Here is a 17,556-nt window from a genome sequence, read left to right on the forward strand (position 1 = left end):
AATGATTTTACGTGAGGAGGGATTTTTCTTGAAAATTCTCGTATTAGGCGGCAGCCGCTTCTTAGGAAGAACTTTTGTTGAGGAGGCTTTAGCGGAAAACCATGAAGTGACCGTTTTTAACCGTGGAAATCAAAATGAGGGATTAAAGGATGTTGAAATTATTACGGGCGATCGGTTTGGTGATTTAAAGGAATTGGAGAATCGCTATTGGGATGCTGTTTTGGATACCAGCGGTTTTATACCGTTTACAGTGCAAAATTCAACTCAAGTTTTAAAGGACCGGGTGAATCAATATACCTTTATCTCCAGTATTTCTGTCTATAAAGATTGGATTCCTGAAAATTTGAATGAAACTTATCCTGTTTTAGAGATGACCCTTGAGAAAGCGAAGGAACTTACAAAAGATGTAAATGGCCCTGTTTATGAGTATTATGGGCATTTTAAAGCATTATGTGAACGGATAGCTGAAAAAAATTTGCCAGGACGTGTGTTAAACGTTCGGGCTGGACAGTTAATTGGTCCTCATGACTATACTGACCGCATTCCCTATTGGGTACATAGAATTTCTAAGGGTGGGAAGGTTTTGGCACCTGGTAATCCAGAACGAAGGGTGCAGCTGATTGATAATCAAGATCTTTCGAAGTGGATCTTATCGATGATGAAAAATCAAGCGGCTGGGACTTTTAATGCAACCGGGCCGGATTATTCCTTATCTATGAAGCAGTTTCTGGATGCCTGTATCAAGATAACCGGCTCAAATGCTGAACTGGTTTGGGCAGATGAGAAATTTTTGGCAGATCAAGGAGTCGCGCCTTGGACAGAAATGCCTCTTTATGTTCCTGAGAATTATCCGATTTCACCTGATGTAGAGAAGCCTTGGAAGGGAACCTTTTCCATTAATATTGATAAGGCTGTTTCAAGCGGACTTACCTTTCGGCCTGTTGAGGAAAGTATTGCTGATATTTATGCTTGGGAAAAGACACGTACATTGTCGGCAGATGACTGGAAATCCGGGATGCAAGTAGAAAAAGAAAAGGCTTTACTTGACTTATTACGTAATAATAAATGAGGTATTTGGAGTCACGATATATATAATCCAAGACTAAAAAGAGCAGGTCCGCCCTGCTCTTTTCAACTTATTAGCCGTTTATTTTTCTTTTTTGTTTTAAAAGGTCTTTAAATTCTTGATCCAAAAGCACATATTTCGGGTCTTTCTGATCAATAGTCGATAATTCTCCTAAAATTGAGGCTATCCTATTTTCTATAATTAACAAAGTCTCATGATGATCATCAATTTTGTTATCTTTATTTAAATATTCCTCAGGTTTCATCTCAACGCGTTTAATCGTTTGTTCCTCAAAAACAAGCAATCGGTCACAAAGCTTATTTAAAAAATAATAATCATGGGAAACGGTAATAATGGTCCCGGTAAATTCGCTCAACGTTTTTTCAAGCTGCTCGCGACTTGGTAAATCCAAATGGTTGGTGGGTTCATCAAGGATGAGGATATCGTAATCCCGTACTAACATATCAACCAATTTGACTCTTGTTCTTTCACCTAGACTTAAAGTGTTAATCGGCTTTGTGATATGCTGCTCTTTCAACCCGAGATTAGCTAACAATGTACGGGCTTGAAGTATGCTTTCTCTATCCGTATATCCTAATGCTTCAAGAGCCGATTTATCAGACGGCAAATCATCCACATCTTGGCTTAAATAAGCGATTTTAAGGGAGTCACTTGTCCATAAATTGCCGCCCGATGAAGCAATATGGCCTAGAATCATTTTTATTAAGGTTGATTTCCCGCAGCCATTTTCACCTAAAAGACCTATTCTTTCACCGTGAATAATATAAAAATGAGCATCTTGAAAAAGATTCCGCTCCTCGAATGTCATTGACAGTTTCTTCGCCTCAATAATTCGTTTTCCTCTTTTCCCGTCGCTCTCAAACTGAAATCTTACTTGTGCCTCTTCAATTGGTTTCTCGATTTGATTCTTATCTAATTCATTTTGCAGCCGTTTCATTTTTGATTTTACTTGTGCATCCCGTTTCTTCGCTTTAACGCGATGATATTCCTTAGTGCCATAATCTCTGCCTTGTTTCGTAGAAGTACTATGAGCTTTATCAGACCATGATTTAAGCTGCTCCATTTGCAGTTCGATGTCTTCTACTTTCCTTTGCTGTACTTCATATTGGTGCATATGGTCTTTAAACTTCTTTTGTTTTTGCTTTTGATACTCACTATAATTCCCATTGAAAAAATGAATTTTCTTATTTTCTAATTCAAATATCCTGGTAACGGTCTTATCCAAAAAATGGCGGTCGTGCGAGATGATAAGTACCGCCCCTGGAAATTTGTCTAATTCAGATATCAACCATTCAATTCCCTTATAATCCAAATGATTTGTAGGTTCATCTAATATTAAAAACCCTGGCTTTGAAGCCCAAATCATAGACAAGGCGAGCTTCAGCTTTTCACCGCCGCTTAAATGGGTTAAACGACTCTCTTCCCATTCATGTGCTTTCTTAAGGCCAAGTTCACTTGCATGCTTAAAAAATTCAGTTTCCTTATTCATTGAAAGAGACTGTTGAAAATCACTAACTTCGTAATCAATGGACTGCGATAGGTAACCAATCTTTAAATCTTTTGAAGCCTCAATTTGGCCACTATCAGGGGGAAGTTTTCCTGAAAGAATATTAGCCAGCGTGGTTTTGCCAGTGCCATTATATCCAACCAGTCCGATCCTTTCCCCATTTTTTATGTCAAATTGAATATTAGCTAATATTTTCACCAAGTTAAAACTTTTATCTAATCCAGATACTTTTATTATTTGGTTCATAAAAAAACTCCCTTCATATGAACCTGAAGAGAGTTTTATGTATGATCGGTCGACAAATAAGCCTAAAAAGGCCATATATACATCGTTATACGATCAGGACATAAAAAAGGACAGACTAATCCTATTCTTCAGGTTCAACATTTTTCGTTATTCGAATCATGTACTGAAAAATAAGATTATAACTTCATCGGCCCAAATTTCATTCCTTTTCGTTTGATAGTTCCATTTTATTGAAAATCATATAAATTTGTCAATCAATTCTTCAAAATTAACAGTTGAATACGGAATCTTATTCTCCATTTTCTGTTTTAAATCTTTTAATGTAAAGGCTTGCCAATCTTCAAGATGCCGCAATTCCCACTTTTCTAAAAATAAAACATATAAAAATATCTCTCTGATTTTCAAGAAAATAGGAATTTGTTCAAGCAGGTGTCTGCTAATAGGGTGTTCAGTTTGGTATCCATTTAAAAATTGAACCAAAAAAATCTCACTAAAATCAGTCCTCTCAGGGACAAAAGATGAGGACTGCCAGTAGGCATGATAGAAGGAAACGGCGAGATCATAGGCAAACCAATGTTAAGCACACTCATCAAAATCAAAAACGGTTATCCTGCTGTCTTTCACCATGAAATTTCCCTCTGGAACTCCTTCAGCTTTTTCAAAAGCAACAACATAAAACTTTTGTTTTTGATAAACCACTTCTTCAATCATACGTTCATATTTAGAAAGTATTGGTTTCGATCCTGAAATACCCTAAATTTTTGAGGCAGCTGGGCATTAAGAGCCTCTCCTAATTACCGTGTGCATTCATTTTTGGCGTGCATGAGCATTAGGAGCCTCTCCTAATTACCGTGATCGTTCATTTTTGGCGTGCATAAGCATTAGGAGGCATTAGGAGCCTCTCCTAATTACCGTGACCGTTCATTTTTGACGTGCATAAGCATTAGGAGCCTCTCCTAATTACCATGACCGTTCATTTTTGGAGTGCATAAGCATTTAGAGGCTCTCCTAATTACCGTCGCCCTTCATTTCGGGAGGTCATGGGCATTAAAAGCCTCTCCTAATTACTGTGTTCGTTCATTTTTGACGTACGTGAGCATTAGAAGCCTCTCCTAATTACCGTGACCGTTCATTTTTGGCGTGCATTAGCATTAGAAGCCTCTCCTAATTACCGTGACCGTTCATTTTTGGCGTGCATAAGCATTAGGAGCCTCTCCTAATTACCGTCGCCCTTCATTTCGGGAGGTCATGGGCATTAGAACGTCACGATTTCGCCGTATTATTCGATCAAAACAGTTTTTAAGAACAAAACACCATGCAAAAGCTGCATGGTGTTTTCATTTTTATGCTTGTAATTTCTCACGAAGAACCATTTGTAGAATGCCGCCGTGACGGTAGTAATCGATTTCTACTTCAGAATCGAAACGAACAAGAACGTCGAATTCTTTCTTGTTGCCAGCTTCGTCAGTAGCAGTCACTTTTACAAGATCACGTGGTTTTACGTTTTCATCTACTTGAACTTCAAAAGTTTCTGTACCTGTTAATCCAAGTGTTTCAGCGCTGTCGCCATCTTTAAATTGAAGTGGCAGTACGCCCATTAACACTAGGTTTGAACGGTGGATACGTTCGAAGCTTTCAGCTAGAACTGTTTTGATGCCTAAAAGGTTTGTACCTTTCGCAGCCCAGTCACGTGAAGAGCCCATTCCGTAATCTTTACCAGCAAGAACCATTAGGCCAGTGCCGTCTTCTTTGTACTTCATGCAAGCATCGTAAATAGATGTAACTTCGCCAGTTGGCCAGTAAGTGGTGAAGCCGCCTTCTGTGCCTGGTGCGATTTGGTTACGGATACGGATATTTGCGAAAGTACCACGCATCATGACTTCGTGGTTACCACGGCGAGAACCGTATGAGTTGAAGTCACGAGGCTGAACGCCTTTTTCTAACAGATATTTACCAGCTGGAGTATTCTTGCCGATGGCTCCTGCAGGTGAAATATGGTCAGTTGTTACAGAATCACCGAATTTCCCTACAACACGAAGTCCAGTTAATGGCTCAACAGTGCCTGGTTCTGGTGATAAGCCTTCAAAGAATGGAGGGTTCGCAATGTAAGTAGAATCCTCATCCCAAGTATATAATGGCTCATTGCTAGTCTTGATTTCGTTCCAACGCTCATTGTCGCCGAAGACGTTCTCATATTCTCTACGGAATAATTCAGGAGTAACCGTCTTCTTTACTACTTCATTCACTTCAGCAGTAGTTGGCCAGATATCTTTGAAGAATACATCGTTGCCGTCTTTATCTTTACCAATTGGTTCAGATGCGAAATCAATGTTTACTGTACCAGCAAGCGCATAAGTAACAACTAGTGGTGGTGAAGCCAAGTAGTTAGCTTTTACAAGTGGGTGAATACGTCCTTCAAAGTTACGGTTACCAGAAAGAACTGATGTAACTAATAGATCGTTTTCAGCGATAGTTTTTTCGATTTCTTCTTTTAATGGACCGGAGTTACCGATACATGTTGTACAGCCGTAACCAACAAGGTTGAAACCGATTTGCTCAAGGTATGGAAGCAATCCGGAATCACGAAGGTATCCAGTTACAACCTTAGAACCTGGTGCTAAAGAAGTTTTAACAAACTTAGGAACTTCCATTCCAAGTTCAACTGCTTTTTTCGCAACAAGTCCAGCACCCACTAAAACATATGGGTTAGAAGTGTTTGTACAGCTAGTGATGGATGCAATGGCTACTGCACCAGTTTTAATTTCAGTTTGATCTCCGTTATTGAAATTAACGGTTGCTGATTTTTCAAGTTCATCAGCTTGTAAGCCGAAGCCTTGGTTGCCTTGAGGAGCAGAAACAGCTTTAACGAATTCTTCCTTCATTTTTGAAAGTGGAATCAAATCTTGTGGACGCTTAGGACCAGAAAGGTTTGCTTCGATTTCAGAAAGGTCGATTTCAATTACATCTGTATACACAGGCTCTTCTGATGGATTGAAGAATAAGCCGTTTGCTTTGCAATATTGTTCAACTACATTGATTAGCTCTTCGTCACGGCCTGTTAAGCGCATGTACTCTAAAGATTCACCATCAATTGGGAAGAATCCGCAAGTTGCACCATACTCAGGAGCCATGTTCGCGATTGTTGCACGGTCTGCTAATGGAAGAACAGACACACCAGGGCCGAAGAATTCTACGAATTTACCTACAACACCGTGGCTGCGAAGTACTTGAGTTACTTTAAGTGCAAGGTCAGTTGCTGTTGCACCGTTTGGAAGTTCACCTGTTAATTTAACACCTACAACTTCAGGTACTGGGAAGTATGAAGGCTGACCAAGCATTCCGGCTTCCGCTTCAATACCACCAACGCCCCATCCAAGAACACCGATACCGTTGATCATGGTAGTATGGGAGTCAGTTCCTACTAATGTATCTGGATATGCTTCTAATTCTCCGTCAACTTCTGCAACATGTACTACATCAGCCAAGTACTCAAGGTTTACTTGGTGAACGATACCTGTTGCTGGCGGAACCGCACGGTAGTTGTTGAAGGACTTTTGTGCCCAGCTTAAGAACTGATAACGTTCTGCGTTACGTTCGAATTCATAATCCATATTGATTTTTAAAGAATCAGCTGATCCATAAGCATCAACCTGTACAGAGTGGTCAATAACTAGATCTACTGTCTTTTCTGGATTGATCTTATCTGGGTCGCCACCTAGGTCAGCCATTGCTTTTCTTAAGGAAGCAAGGTCAACTACCGCAGGAACTCCAGTAAAGTCTTGCAGGATAACACGAGCTGGCTTGAATGGAACGTCCACTTCTTGAAGCTCATTTGTTCCCCATTTTGCTAAGTTTTCAACATGTTCTTTAGCAATTACACGTCCATCGTATTGACGAAGGACAGATTCAAGTAATACTTTTACGGAATAAGGCAATTTGGATACTTTCCCAATGCCTGCTTCTTCCAATGCATTTAAACGGTAGTAATGATACGTTTTGCCGTTTGCTTCAAAGGAAGAACGTGCGTTAAATACATCATTTTTCGCCATGTGTAAAAAACCCCCTCGTTCGTCATAAATAAACAAATTTCACGAAAAGTTGAAAAGATTGAATTTTCCCATCCTGCTTCACTTTTCTCACAATTCATATCTTAATACAACCTATTACATAAGTAAATTACAAGAAAGTTATTGCGGTTGATAAGTTTTTCTTATGCTTTTTTATGTAAGTTGTTCTGAATATTTTGAAAATGTTGTCAAAGCTACATAGTTTTTTGCAATGGGAAAATACCTGCTTTCTTTATTATTATCTCAAAAAACTTTTTAATTGTCATTTTTTAAACTAGAAAGGAAATAGTAAGATTATTAGGAGGTGATTATGTGGTTAAACGAAAGTCTAATCATGTCATTCCAGGGATGAATGCAGCCAAGGGACAAGGAAAAGGTGCCGGTTTCAATGAGGAATTGGCAAGTGAACCGGAATTAACAGCTAAGGAAAGAATGAATAATAAAAAACGCAAGAAAAATCAATAAAAGCAGGCGGACATTCCGCCTGCTTTTTACTATTCTGTTTGATTAACTTCAGTTACCATGGACTGCAAATCCTGCTGAAAACGTTCTAACTGAGCTCGTTGATGTTCAGATGCTACTTCAAGTGCATTTTCAATTTGCTGATAGGCTTCGTTTACTTCGTCTTTTAAGTGCTTAAGCTGATGCCCATAGCTGGCACTATCGCTTACAATTGTCTCAAATAGACCTTGGGCATTTTCATATCCTTGCTGAGCAGCTTGGAATGCTTGCTGTTTATCTTTATGATATGGGAATTTGTCTGTCATTTCATGATTCACTCCTTAAAATTGTATACCGTTAAAATGCACAGAACGATAAAAAATATTCAGCATAAAAAGACTTAAGCTCTGCATCCTAACTATTAGGAGGGATGAAAATGACCAATAAAAACACTAGTAAAGATATGCGTAAAAACGCCCCAAAACAATCCGGCCAGCCAGAACCCATGAGCGGCTCTCATAAAGTAAAGAATCGGAATCATACCCGAGCCAAACATAATTCACATCATGACATGTAATTCAAATAACCCCCTCACCCATCATGAGGGGGTTATTTAATTAAATTTTTCCTAAAGCTTCAATTAATATCGCTTCCTCTTCAGTTGTAACGGTCCTTAGATCAATTAGAAAATCGTCTTTTTGTATTCTTCCTATAATGGCAGGCTTCGTTTCGGTGCGTAGTTTCCGTCCAAGCTGCTCGGCAGATAGGGTATTATGTTTTAAGGCAATGACCATAGTCGGCAATGTAACATCCGGCATGGTTCCTCCGCCTACCTGACTTGAATCTTGAAAAATTTTTGTTTCATATTCATTAGTTCTTTGTAACAAGTTTGTAACAAAACCGTGACACCTTACGTCTAATTCATTAAGTGTAACCAACAAATCACGAATCACGGGGATATTCTGAACCGCTTTGTCGCCGCGGGCATAATCAATTAACGTCCCTTCTAAAGCGGCGAGTGTCATCTTGTCAACCCGAAGGACTCTTGCTAACTGATGTTTTTTCAACTTGTCAATAATTTCTTTTTTCCCAGCAATGATTCCAGCCTGTGGGCCGCCCAGAAGTTTGTCACCGCTAAAAGTCACAACGTCTGCTCCCATTTCAATAACCTCTTTTACCACCGGTTCGTCGCCAATCCCATGTTTTCTAAAGTCGAAAAGTGCACCACTGCCCAGATCTTCATAAAAAATCACTTGATCCAGCTTTTTGGTTAAATCCACTAATTCCTCGGTCTCGACTGACTTTGTAAAGCCGACAACCTTGAAATTACTTGTATGTACCTTCATAACAATAGCGGTTTCGGGACTTATGGCATTTTCATAGTCGTAAAGATGAGTTTTATTGGTTGTTCCTACTTCTACCAGATTTGCGCCGCTTTCCTCCATGATGGAAGAAATACGGAACGAACCGCCAATTTCAACTAGCTGTCCGCGTGAGACAATAACTTCTTTTTTCGCAGCACAGGCCCTTAAAACAAGATAAACCGCTGCGGCATTATTGTTAACTACCATGGCTGCTTCTGCGCCTGTAATTTCTTTGATTAATGCTTCAACATGACTATGACGTGAACCTCGTTCACCTTCTATCAGTTTATATTCAAGATTCGAGTAATTTCGGGCGGTATCCACAACATGTTGAATGGCACTTTCGCTTAACCTTGCTCTGCCAAGGTTTGTATGTAAGATCGTCCCTGTTGCATTGATAACATTTTCAAGTGTAAGAGAAAAATGGGATTTTAATCTTTTTTCAAGCAAGTCAAAAACTTCATTAATAAATTCCATTGTGCCGGGTTTTGCTTTTTGCCAATGCCCGTTTAAAATAGAAGCCCTAATATCATCTACCACTTCTTTCATCTGTTTTGAAAGTTGAACAAAATCCAACCGACTTACCTCTAAGAGTGACAAAAACCGATTATGGTTCTGAAACTCATGTACAGGTGGAATCGAACGAAGCCATTCCTTCATGACTAAAACTCCTTCCCAATGGTTAAAAGTTAGGTGAAATATTTATTTTATTATAACATTTTCACGTTTTTATGGCTGATGAATAATATGAAACGAGCAAGGAGGATAAGTAAATGAAAAAAAGGAATACTGCTCAAAATCGATCCATCGATTATGAACTAGTGGAAAAATGGATGAAAAATTACTTTTTGGATCCTCTAACATCCTTATGTGATTTTACCCAATTTCGCATTGACTTATATGAAACAGATGACGACTGGATTGTTGAAGCGGTACTGGATGAATATAATAGCTCTGAAATAACTGTGAAAATGGTAGATCGAAGACTTGAAATAACGGCGCAAAAACAAACCTCTTCTTTATCCGCAGCATCCTCAGAAAGAGTACGTACCATCGATTTCCCCTTCTCTATTATTGATCATAAAGTAAACGCTGCCTTTAAAAACGGAGTGTTAGAGATATTTATTTCAAAAACTGAAAAGGGACTTGGAAAAAATCGTTACATTACACTGCCTTAAAATCTTTTTTTTTGCAGTAGTTTACATAATAGTATTACTGCAAAATTAAAAAACCCTCATAACCATTGTGGTATGAGGGTTTTATTTATTTTGCTGCTATAATTTCAATGATTTCTTCTGTATCCGGAAAAATGCCCGTATCAAGTTTAGAATAGATCTTCTCTCCGTTAACCGTTACTTCGAAAGCGCCACCGGAACTTGGGATGAGCTCCATCTTTTTTATGTCACGAAAAAAATGGTTAAATAATTCTTCCGCGAAACTCGCGGCTTTTGGTGCATAGTTTCATTGCATGCAAAATTCAACAATCACATGATAATTTTTCATATATGTACCCCCTTTAAAACTTTCTATTATTTCTATAGTAGAAACATTTTATCTTACAGCTTATTCTACCGCAAATGTTTTGCTCCTATAAGGGGAATTGTTATACTATTTAAGTGGAGGTGGACATGTGATGAGTGAACAAGAAAAAATTCGCCTGACTTCTTTATCAACTAAAGCTGGTTGAGGCTGTAAAATCGGTCCTGAGGACCTGGCGCAAGTTTTGCGTCAATTACCAAAACAAGACCCTGTCCCTGAATTGTTAGTGGGACATGAAACAAGTGATGATGCCGGTGTATACCGTTTAACAGACACTATTGCCTTAATTCAAACGGTCGATTACTTTACCCCGATCGTGGATGATCCTTATATGTTTGGGCAAATTGCGGCAGCCAATTCATTAAGTGATGTCTATGCAATGGGAGGCGAACCGAAAACGGTCCTAAACATTGTCGGGTACCCGATTAAAATACTTGGTGCAAATATGTTGGCGGAAATTCTCCGCGGTGCTGCTGACAAAGTAAAGGAAGCTGGGGCGATTACCGTTGGCGGCCATTCGATCGATGACCAGGAACCAAAATTCGGGTTGTCAGTAACAGGTATCGTCCATCCTGATAAGGTTTGGAAAAATGTTGGGGCAAGACCTGGGGATGTACTTGTTTTAACAAAACCGATTGGGGTTGGCATTCTAACCACCGGAATTAAAAGAAGTGTAGTATCGAAAGAGCAGGAACAAGCTGTAACAGAAACTATGGCCATGCTCAATAAAACTGCCGCCCAAGTTTTAACAGACTTTACCCCTCATGCCGTAACAGATGTCACAGGATTTGGATTACTTGGTCATGGCAGCGAAATGGCGCGCGGCAGCAATGTCAGCTTCGAAATATCATCTTCACAAGTGCCAGTACTAGAAGGTGCTATTGACCTTGCGAAAAATGGTGTTGTACCTGGGGGTTCAAAATCGAATCATAAGTGGTTAAATGATGATGTTGCTTATGAAGAGATTCTTCCTGAAGAGCAGCTAGTCCTTTGTGATGCCATTACTTCTGGTGGTCTCCTGGTTTCCTTAAGTGAATCAGATGCACACAAATATATAGAAGGACTCCATTCAAATGGATTAGGACAAGCATCAATTATCGGAAGAGTAACCGAGAAAAAAGATAAGCTTATTTATGTAAAAAGATAAACAGCGAAGGAGTCCTTCGCTGTTTTTTTTGATTAACTAGAAATTTTCATTTGTAATTTTTGCTGCAGCTTATCAAGCATATCCTTCGTCATTTTGTCTAAGTCGTAGTCGAATTTAAAGCCCCATTCCTCTTTTGCTGCCGTGGAATCAATGGAGTTTGGCCAGCTGTCAGCAATCTTTTGACGGGCAGGATCCACTTTATAGGAAATTTTAAATCCTGGGATATACTTGCGAATACTCGCAGCAATTTCTTCAGGATCAAAGCTCATCGAACTAACATTAAATGAATTTCTATGAATTAATTTGGATGCGTCTGCTTCCATTAAGTCGATAATCGCATTCAATGCATCTGGCATATACATCATATCCATATAGGTGCCTTTATCAATATAAGATGTGTATTTACCATTTTTGACTGCTTCATAGTAAATTTCAACGGCATAATCTGTTGTTCCTCCGCCTGGTAAGGCAACATATGAAATTAAGCCTGGAAAACGCAATCCACGTGTGTCTACTCCAAATTTATGGAAGTAATAATCAGATAATAACTCGCCTGCTACTTTATTTACACCATACATGGTGGTAGGGCGCATAATGGTATCTTGTGGTGTTTCATCCTTTGGGGTTGTTGGACCAAAGGCTCCGATTGAGCTTGGTGTGAAAAATTGTGCGTTTACCTCCCTTGCTGTTTCAAGGGAATTCATTAGTCCGCCCATATTTAAATTCCAAGCAAATACTGGTTTCGCTTCAGCAGTAGCAGATAGCAGTGCAGCTAAATGCATGACCGTATCAACTTTATATTTTTTGGCAATCTCAACCATGGATTTTAAATCGGTTACGTCTACGATCTCAAATGGACCGCTTTGGGCCGCTTCACTGTCATTCTTTTTAATATCTGTAGCGATTACATTGTCTGTTCCGTAAATATCTCTTAACTTCATCGTTAATTCAGAGCCAATTTGCCCTAATGCACCCGTAATTAATATTCGCTTCATGATGCTCCTCCACCTCAGTCAATTTAGTCTTAAATAATACCCATTTCTTTGCCGACTTTTTCATATATTGAAATTGCTTTATCCAGCATTTCTTTTGTATGCGCCGCAGTTGGCATGTTGCGGACCCGTCCCGTACCTTGAGGAACGGTCGGGAAAACAATCGCTTTTGCATAAACGCCTTCTTCATTTAACCGCTTGCTAAATTGTTGGGTAAGTGATTCTTCTCCAATGATACACGGTGTAATTGGCGTTTCGCTGTTGCCGATATTAAACCCTAATTCCTTTAATCCTTTTTTCAGATAGTTGCCGTTTTCCCAAAGCTTTTGATTAAGCTCAGTGCTTTCCATTAATATTTCAATGGACTTTTTACTTGCAGCCACATCTGCCGGGGTTAATGAGGTTGAAAATAGGAAAGGACGACTGCGAACCTTTAACCAGTCAATCAGATTTTTCTTCCCGGCAACATAACCGCCGACAACCCCTATTGCTTTTGAAAGTGTTCCAATTTGGAAATCAATCTTGTCGGACAAACCAAAATGCTTGACCGTCCCTGCTCCTTCCCCAAGAACACCAGAACCATGGGCATCATCGACATATGTAATTAAATCAAATTCTTCGGCAATTTTTACGATTTCAGGTAATAAGGCAACATCGCCATCCATGGAAAAAACACCATCCGTAATGACCATGATTTTATTGTATTGGCCTGATTCTTTCGCTTCCTTCGCTTTTGCTCGTAAATCTTCCATATCAGAGTGGTTGAAGCGGATTATTTTTGCTTTTGAAAGTCTGCAGCCGTCAATGATGGAGGCATGGTTCAATTCATCGGATAATATAGCATCATTTTTATCCATAACGGCTGAAATAGCGGCCATATTACAATTAAATCCGGATTGGTATGCAATCGCCGCTTCTGTATGTTTAAATTCAGCCAGCTTTTCCTCTAATTCAACATGAAGTTTCAGCGTTCCATTAATGGTTCGAACAGCTCCTGCACCGACACCATACTGAACAATCGCCTCAGAGGCTGCTTTTTTCAAACGCTCGTCTGTTGCCAGTCCTAAATAATTATTAGAAGAAAGATTGACAAGCTCTTTACCGTTAATGGTAATCATTGGTCCGTTTGGACTTTCTAGCGGATCTATAACATTGTAAAGGCCTTTACCTTTTAAATCTTCAAGATTTTCGTTTAAAAATTGCTCCAAAATGTTACTGGACATTTTCAATACCTCCTATATTATCTAAAGTATCCTTTTGTCGTTTTAATACATACATTTGTCCACTCCAGAAAGACACGCGTATCTTCGCTAACGCCTTTATTAAAGGATTCCTGTAATATACTTTATCACACTTTTTATGAAATGTTCATATGTAGAGGACAAAAAAATAAAAATAATTTTATAAATTTAGATTGCCCAACTCGCTAGAAGGATATTTTAAACAGTTAGCTGCAAAGAAAAAGAACCAATCCATTGGAAAGGTTCTCCCTTTATTATTTAGATCCCTGTTGGCCATGTTGCTAAACGTCGTTCGCTTTTTTCTCTTTTTGATGTTAATAAATATTCAAGCGATTGGCAGAGGAATTTCCTTGTTTCATTCGGCTGTATGATATCATCGATTAAATGTTTGGCGGCCGCTTTGTATGGGGAACTGTCAAAGGACCAAAGCTCTAAAAGTTTTTTACGCTCCTCACTTGGATTTTCTGACCTTGCCAACTCCCGGCCGAATACGACGTTTACTCCAACCTCTGGTCCGGTAAAATTAATTTCCGCAGTTGGCCAGGCTACGACCAAATCCCCGCCCATGCCAGGCCCGCACATATTTCCATAAGCCGCACCGATACTTTTACGAATAACAACGGATATTTTCGGTACGGTTGATAAGGCGAGCGCTTGATTCCAAACCATAATTTTTGTCGGCATCTTTGCTTTTTCCGCTTCGCTGCTGATCCGGAAACCCGGTGTATCATGAAGAAAAATGAGCGGAATATGGTAGGAGTCGCACAGACAAATAAATTCAGTGGCCTTTTGGCATTCCTGTGGTCCTGGAGCCCCTGCATAATGACTTGGCTGGTTCGCAACGATTCCGACAACATGGCCGTTCAAATGGGCAAAAGCAGTGATCAATCCTTTGCCAAACTTCCTCTGAAACTCAAAGGTAAGACCATCATCTACAATTAGATCAATGATTTTCTTCATATTATAAACACGGTTGCTTTGCTGTGGTAAAATGGTCAATACTTCATCGATTAAACGATAAGGATCATCGGTTGTTGCCTTCATTCGAGGCCTTTCTCCCGCATTTTGCGGCATAAACGAAAAATACGTTTTTAATTGCTGCATGCACTCTTCTTCGGTTGCACCATCTTCATCAATTTGTCCTGTATAACGGTGATGCACATCGACTCCGCCCAATTCTTCCGGTGACAATTTTTGGCCATTAGCAAGCTCAAGCATACGTGGTCCCGCTATTGCCATGCATGTTCCGTGAAGCTGGGTAACAAAATCGGATGAAACTGCTGCCCAGGTCGGCCCCCCAAAGCTGTCGCCCAATATAGCCGTCATCGTTGGAACTTGGCGATGAAGCGTTAGCATTTCTCTCGGGAATAATTTATCACTAATTCCATCCGAGCCCATCCCATCCGGCATCCTAAGGCCCCCGCCTTCATGCAGTGAAAAAATCGGCAACCCATTTTTTATGGCAAAATCATGGATACTTTTTGATTTCCGGATATGGACATTCCCTTCTGTGCCGGCAAAAACAGTCTTGTCTCCCGCTTGGATAACAGCAGGTCTTCCATTCACTTTCCCAACACCGGCAACCAGTCCGTCACCATAACTTTTATCCTCAGTACCTTTCACATCCGAAGTATTTAATATACCGAGCTCCAAGAATGTGCCGTGGTCAGCTAACATTTCAATTCTCTCTCGTGCAGTTTGCAAACCCTTTCCATGCTGGGCCGCAATTTTATCCTTGCCTCCGCCTAAAAGGGCTGTTTCTTTTTTTGCTTGAAGTTCTCCAGTTAATTGCTGTAAATTATCCATAAGTTCCCTCTCCTAATTCCCTTTTAACAATTTTCTTAGTACTTTTCCAGACGGTGTAGCTGGCAGCTGTTCAATTATTTCCACATATCTAGGATATTTATAGGCGGCCATATTCTCCTTCGACCATTTGATAATATCATCCGGCCCTACTTTTTCTTTTTCCGTGTCCTTTAACACTACAAAGGCTTTAACTACTTCCCCTTTTACTGGGTCAGGAACTCCGATGACTGCGGATTGACGAATGGCAGGATGTAAGTTGAGCAGCGCTTCTACATCTTCAGGAAAAATACTATATCCCGAGCATTTGATCATTTCCTTTATACGGCCCTGGAAAAATAAATAACCATCTTCATCAAGGCACCCAATATCTCCGGTATGAACCCATCCATCCCTTAATGTATCGGCAGTGGCATCAGGGCGGTTTAAATAACCTTTAAACACACCTGGATTTTTTACGATTATTTCCCCTTGTTTACCTGGAGGCTGGTTCTCACCTGTTTCAAGATTAATTATGCGAATTTCCGTATCATAAACAGGAATGCCGCAGGACCCAAATTTAATTTTTTCCTTAGGCATATAAGTATCGCAGGTATGGGTCTCACTTAGACCGTAAGCGGCTTCATAAAGAATACAGCCGTTAGTGACCTCTTTCCATTGTTCAGCGAGTTCTTTTGTTACTTGAACACCAAAACTCGTTGCTAAATTCGTTTTTAAGCTCGATAAATCTTTTTCAGCAATTCCAGGAATTTGTAAGATGGCCCAGTTCATTGGTGCAATGCTGTACCAATAACTGACTTTGTATTTTTCAATGGCTTCAACGGTTGCGAATGGGTCGAATTTTATAAACAAGACACAGGGTCTTCCAGAATAAATCGGCGTATTTAACCCCATAACCATTCCTGCAATATGGCATAATGGCGCACTGGCCATAAAAATTTCATCCTGGCTCATTCCATTTGCCTGTGCCGAGGCTGCCGTTTTAAATAAGGCATTCCCGTAGGTGAGCATCGCCCCTTTTGGACGGCCGGTAGTCCCTGAAGTGAATACCATTAAACCGACATCATTCCATAAATCCACATTTTCTTTCCCTTCATGGGGAATTTCAGTTTGGAGAATATTAGAGAATTGATCGGTCTCAGAAAATGAAAGCTTTGGAAAGATAAATTCTTTAGGAAAGTTCCATTCTGTTTGGTCTGGGAGGAAATCATCATAGTTTGTCATAACAACAAAATTCAGAGGACGTACTTTTTCGATTGCTTTTTTAACAAGGGGAATACCTTCGGAACCGGCAATGATTCCTTCTATTGGAGCTTCTTCTAAGTAATATATCAATTCATTTTCTTTAAACATCGGGTTTAACGGGATGACGATGCCGCCCAATTTTTGAATGGCGAAATGTGCGATGATATATTGTGGACAGTTTTGCAAGTAGAGCGCAACACAGCTTCCCTTCTTTACCCCTTTTTGGTCCAAATAATATGAGAACTTGTTTACATAATCTAAAAGCTCTCCCCATGAAATCTTTGTGCCATAAAAAATATAAGCCAGATCCTTCGGCCGTTGTTTTCCATGTTGTTCTAAGTAATCAACTAAGGGCTTTTCTCCTTGTAAATATTCCAGTTGAGCAGGAAGCTGGTCTGGCCAATAAGGCCGTGTTTTTTCTACCATTTTCATTCCTCCAAACAATCTTACTGACCGGTTAGTATTTTTTAGGTAACTAATTTTGAATTTTCTGACTACATGTCTAAGATTAATAGTACATGAAAGTTAATTGTTATTCAATGATTGTCTATATCTGTGGTTTCCATCCATGGAAACTCTTTCAAAAACCGAACGAAAGTAGTTTTTTAACTTTAATTATTCGCTTTTTTGCAAAAAAAGATTGATTTACCTTCTCAGCATGCTATAATGTGAATAAATTCATAAAAGTTTCACTCATATAATCGCGGGGATATGGCCCGCAAGTTTCTACCGGATTGCCATTAACAATCTGACTATGAGTGGGTAATGAGAAAGCCGTGTATTTCGGACTTTTTCCTTTTTCCTTTCGGTTATAAGCCCAAAGGTCATTGTCCCACTCAAATGTTGATGTGGGTAATGACTTTTGGGCTTTTTATTT

General features: G+C 39.6%; 15 protein-coding genes and 1 riboswitch. Of the genes, 5 read left to right on the forward strand and 10 right to left on the reverse strand.

Annotated features, from left to right (window positions below; genetic code table 11):
* Positions 1 to 28 precede the first annotated feature (28 nt).
* Complete coding sequence (locus LC455_RS08810; RefSeq protein ID WP_223589982.1) at positions 29 to 1,069, forward strand: NAD-dependent epimerase/dehydratase family protein; 1,041 nt, start codon at positions 29 to 31, stop codon at positions 1,067 to 1,069.
* 70 nt (positions 1,070 to 1,139) lie between these two features.
* Here the strand turns inward: LC455_RS08810 and abc-f are convergent, their stop codons facing one another.
* From abc-f to acnA, 3 genes are all read right to left on the reverse strand, one after another.
* The gene (gene abc-f, locus LC455_RS08815; protein WP_223589984.1) at positions 1,140 to 2,840 is read right to left on the reverse strand and encodes a ribosomal protection-like ABC-F family protein; all 1,701 of its coding nucleotides are present in this window, start codon (positions 2,838 to 2,840) and stop codon (positions 1,140 to 1,142) included.
* Positions 2,841 to 3,416: 576 nt separating this feature from the next.
* Positions 3,417 to 3,551: a hypothetical protein gene (locus LC455_RS31360; RefSeq protein WP_263297734.1), complete on the reverse strand. Its 135-nt coding sequence runs from the start codon at positions 3,549 to 3,551 to the stop codon at positions 3,417 to 3,419.
* A 632-nt stretch (positions 3,552 to 4,183) separates the two neighbouring features.
* Positions 4,184 to 6,889, reverse strand: a complete 2,706-nt coding sequence (gene acnA / locus LC455_RS08820) for an aconitate hydratase AcnA (protein ID WP_223589985.1) — start codon at positions 6,887 to 6,889, stop codon at positions 4,184 to 4,186.
* Positions 6,890 to 7,219: 330 nt separating this feature from the next.
* Between acnA and sspO the strand changes: the two genes are divergently transcribed.
* The gene (gene sspO / locus LC455_RS08825) at positions 7,220 to 7,372 is read left to right on the forward strand and encodes a small acid-soluble spore protein O (RefSeq protein ID WP_066087231.1); all 153 of its coding nucleotides are present in this window, start codon (positions 7,220 to 7,222) and stop codon (positions 7,370 to 7,372) included.
* Positions 7,373 to 7,401: 29 nt separating this feature from the next.
* Here sspO and LC455_RS08830 read toward each other — a convergent pair whose 3' ends face one another.
* Complete coding sequence (locus tag LC455_RS08830) at positions 7,402 to 7,674, reverse strand: hypothetical protein (protein ID WP_223589987.1); 273 nt, start codon at positions 7,672 to 7,674, stop codon at positions 7,402 to 7,404.
* A 110-nt stretch (positions 7,675 to 7,784) separates the two neighbouring features.
* Between LC455_RS08830 and LC455_RS08835 the strand changes: the two genes are divergently transcribed.
* Positions 7,785 to 7,925 (forward strand): small acid-soluble spore protein P, encoded by a 141-nt coding sequence (locus tag LC455_RS08835; protein ID WP_223589989.1) that lies wholly within the window; start codon positions 7,785 to 7,787, stop codon positions 7,923 to 7,925.
* 40 nt (positions 7,926 to 7,965) lie between these two features.
* On the opposite strand, the gene selA is transcribed toward LC455_RS08835, so the two are convergent.
* A complete protein-coding gene (gene selA, locus LC455_RS08840) occupies positions 7,966 to 9,372 on the reverse strand; it encodes an L-seryl-tRNA(Sec) selenium transferase (protein ID WP_223589991.1) in 1,407 nt (468 codons plus the stop codon).
* Between the two features lie 113 nt (positions 9,373 to 9,485).
* On the opposite strand from selA, the gene LC455_RS08845 reads away from it, so the two are divergent.
* On the forward strand, positions 9,486 to 9,890 hold the full coding sequence (locus LC455_RS08845; protein WP_223589993.1) for an Hsp20/alpha crystallin family protein: 405 nt from the start codon (positions 9,486 to 9,488) through the stop codon (positions 9,888 to 9,890).
* An 85-nt stretch (positions 9,891 to 9,975) separates the two neighbouring features.
* Here the strand turns inward: LC455_RS08845 and LC455_RS31885 are convergent, their stop codons facing one another.
* Positions 9,976 to 10,215: an Rdx family protein gene (locus LC455_RS31885; protein WP_369075753.1), complete on the reverse strand. Its 240-nt coding sequence runs from the start codon at positions 10,213 to 10,215 to the stop codon at positions 9,976 to 9,978.
* A gap of 130 nt (positions 10,216 to 10,345) precedes the next feature.
* Here LC455_RS31885 and selD point away from each other — a divergent pair, with 130 nt between their 5' ends.
* Positions 10,346 to 11,398, forward strand: a complete 1,053-nt coding sequence (gene selD, locus LC455_RS08855; RefSeq protein ID WP_223589995.1) for a selenide, water dikinase SelD — start codon at positions 10,346 to 10,348, stop codon at positions 11,396 to 11,398.
* Between the two features lie 32 nt (positions 11,399 to 11,430).
* Here selD and LC455_RS08860 read toward each other — a convergent pair whose 3' ends face one another.
* From LC455_RS08860 to LC455_RS08875, 4 genes are all read right to left on the reverse strand, one after another.
* A complete protein-coding gene (locus LC455_RS08860; RefSeq protein WP_223589997.1) occupies positions 11,431 to 12,393 on the reverse strand; it encodes an L-threonine 3-dehydrogenase in 963 nt (320 codons plus the stop codon).
* Positions 12,394 to 12,422: 29 nt separating this feature from the next.
* Positions 12,423 to 13,613, reverse strand: coding sequence for a glycine C-acetyltransferase (locus LC455_RS08865; RefSeq protein ID WP_223589999.1), 1,191 nt, complete (start codon positions 13,611 to 13,613; stop codon positions 12,423 to 12,425).
* A gap of 276 nt (positions 13,614 to 13,889) precedes the next feature.
* Positions 13,890 to 15,437, reverse strand: a complete 1,548-nt coding sequence (locus LC455_RS08870; protein ID WP_223590001.1) for an acyl-CoA carboxylase subunit beta — start codon at positions 15,435 to 15,437, stop codon at positions 13,890 to 13,892.
* Positions 15,438 to 15,449: 12 nt separating this feature from the next.
* Complete coding sequence (locus LC455_RS08875; RefSeq protein WP_223590003.1) at positions 15,450 to 17,105, reverse strand: class I adenylate-forming enzyme family protein; 1,656 nt, start codon at positions 17,103 to 17,105, stop codon at positions 15,450 to 15,452.
* Between the two features lie 247 nt (positions 17,106 to 17,352).
* Positions 17,353 to 17,454: riboswitch (purine riboswitch) on the forward strand.
* Positions 17,455 to 17,556 lie beyond the last annotated feature (102 nt).

It is taken from the genome of Neobacillus bataviensis (assembly GCF_019969725.1).

What these genes read in the sequence shown, in the direction of transcription:
- LC455_RS08860 (WP_223589997.1), bottom strand. Translation starts at nt 12,393, where the DNA reads ATGAAGCGAATATTAATTACGGGTGCATTAGGGCAAATTGGCTCTGAA.
- acnA (WP_223589985.1), bottom strand. Translation starts at nt 6,889, where the DNA reads ATGGCGAAAAATGATGTATTTAACGCACGTTCTTCCTTTGAAGCAAAC.
- LC455_RS08875 (WP_223590003.1), bottom strand. Translation starts at nt 17,105, where the DNA reads ATGGTAGAAAAAACACGGCCTTATTGGCCAGACCAGCTTCCTGCTCAA.
- LC455_RS08830 (WP_223589987.1), bottom strand. Translation starts at nt 7,674, where the DNA reads ATGACAGACAAATTCCCATATCATAAAGATAAACAGCAAGCATTCCAA.
- LC455_RS08835 (WP_223589989.1), top strand. Translation starts at nt 7,785, where the DNA reads ATGACCAATAAAAACACTAGTAAAGATATGCGTAAAAACGCCCCAAAA.
- abc-f (WP_223589984.1), bottom strand. Translation starts at nt 2,840, where the DNA reads ATGAACCAAATAATAAAAGTATCTGGATTAGATAAAAGTTTTAACTTG.
- LC455_RS08870 (WP_223590001.1), bottom strand. Translation starts at nt 15,437, where the DNA reads ATGGATAATTTACAGCAATTAACTGGAGAACTTCAAGCAAAAAAAGAA.
- selA (WP_223589991.1), bottom strand. Translation starts at nt 9,372, where the DNA reads ATGAAGGAATGGCTTCGTTCGATTCCACCTGTACATGAGTTTCAGAAC.
- LC455_RS31360 (WP_263297734.1), bottom strand. Translation starts at nt 3,551, where the DNA reads ATGATTGAAGAAGTGGTTTATCAAAAACAAAAGTTTTATGTTGTTGCT.
- LC455_RS08845 (WP_223589993.1), top strand. Translation starts at nt 9,486, where the DNA reads ATGAAAAAAAGGAATACTGCTCAAAATCGATCCATCGATTATGAACTA.
- LC455_RS08865 (WP_223589999.1), bottom strand. Translation starts at nt 13,613, where the DNA reads ATGTCCAGTAACATTTTGGAGCAATTTTTAAACGAAAATCTTGAAGAT.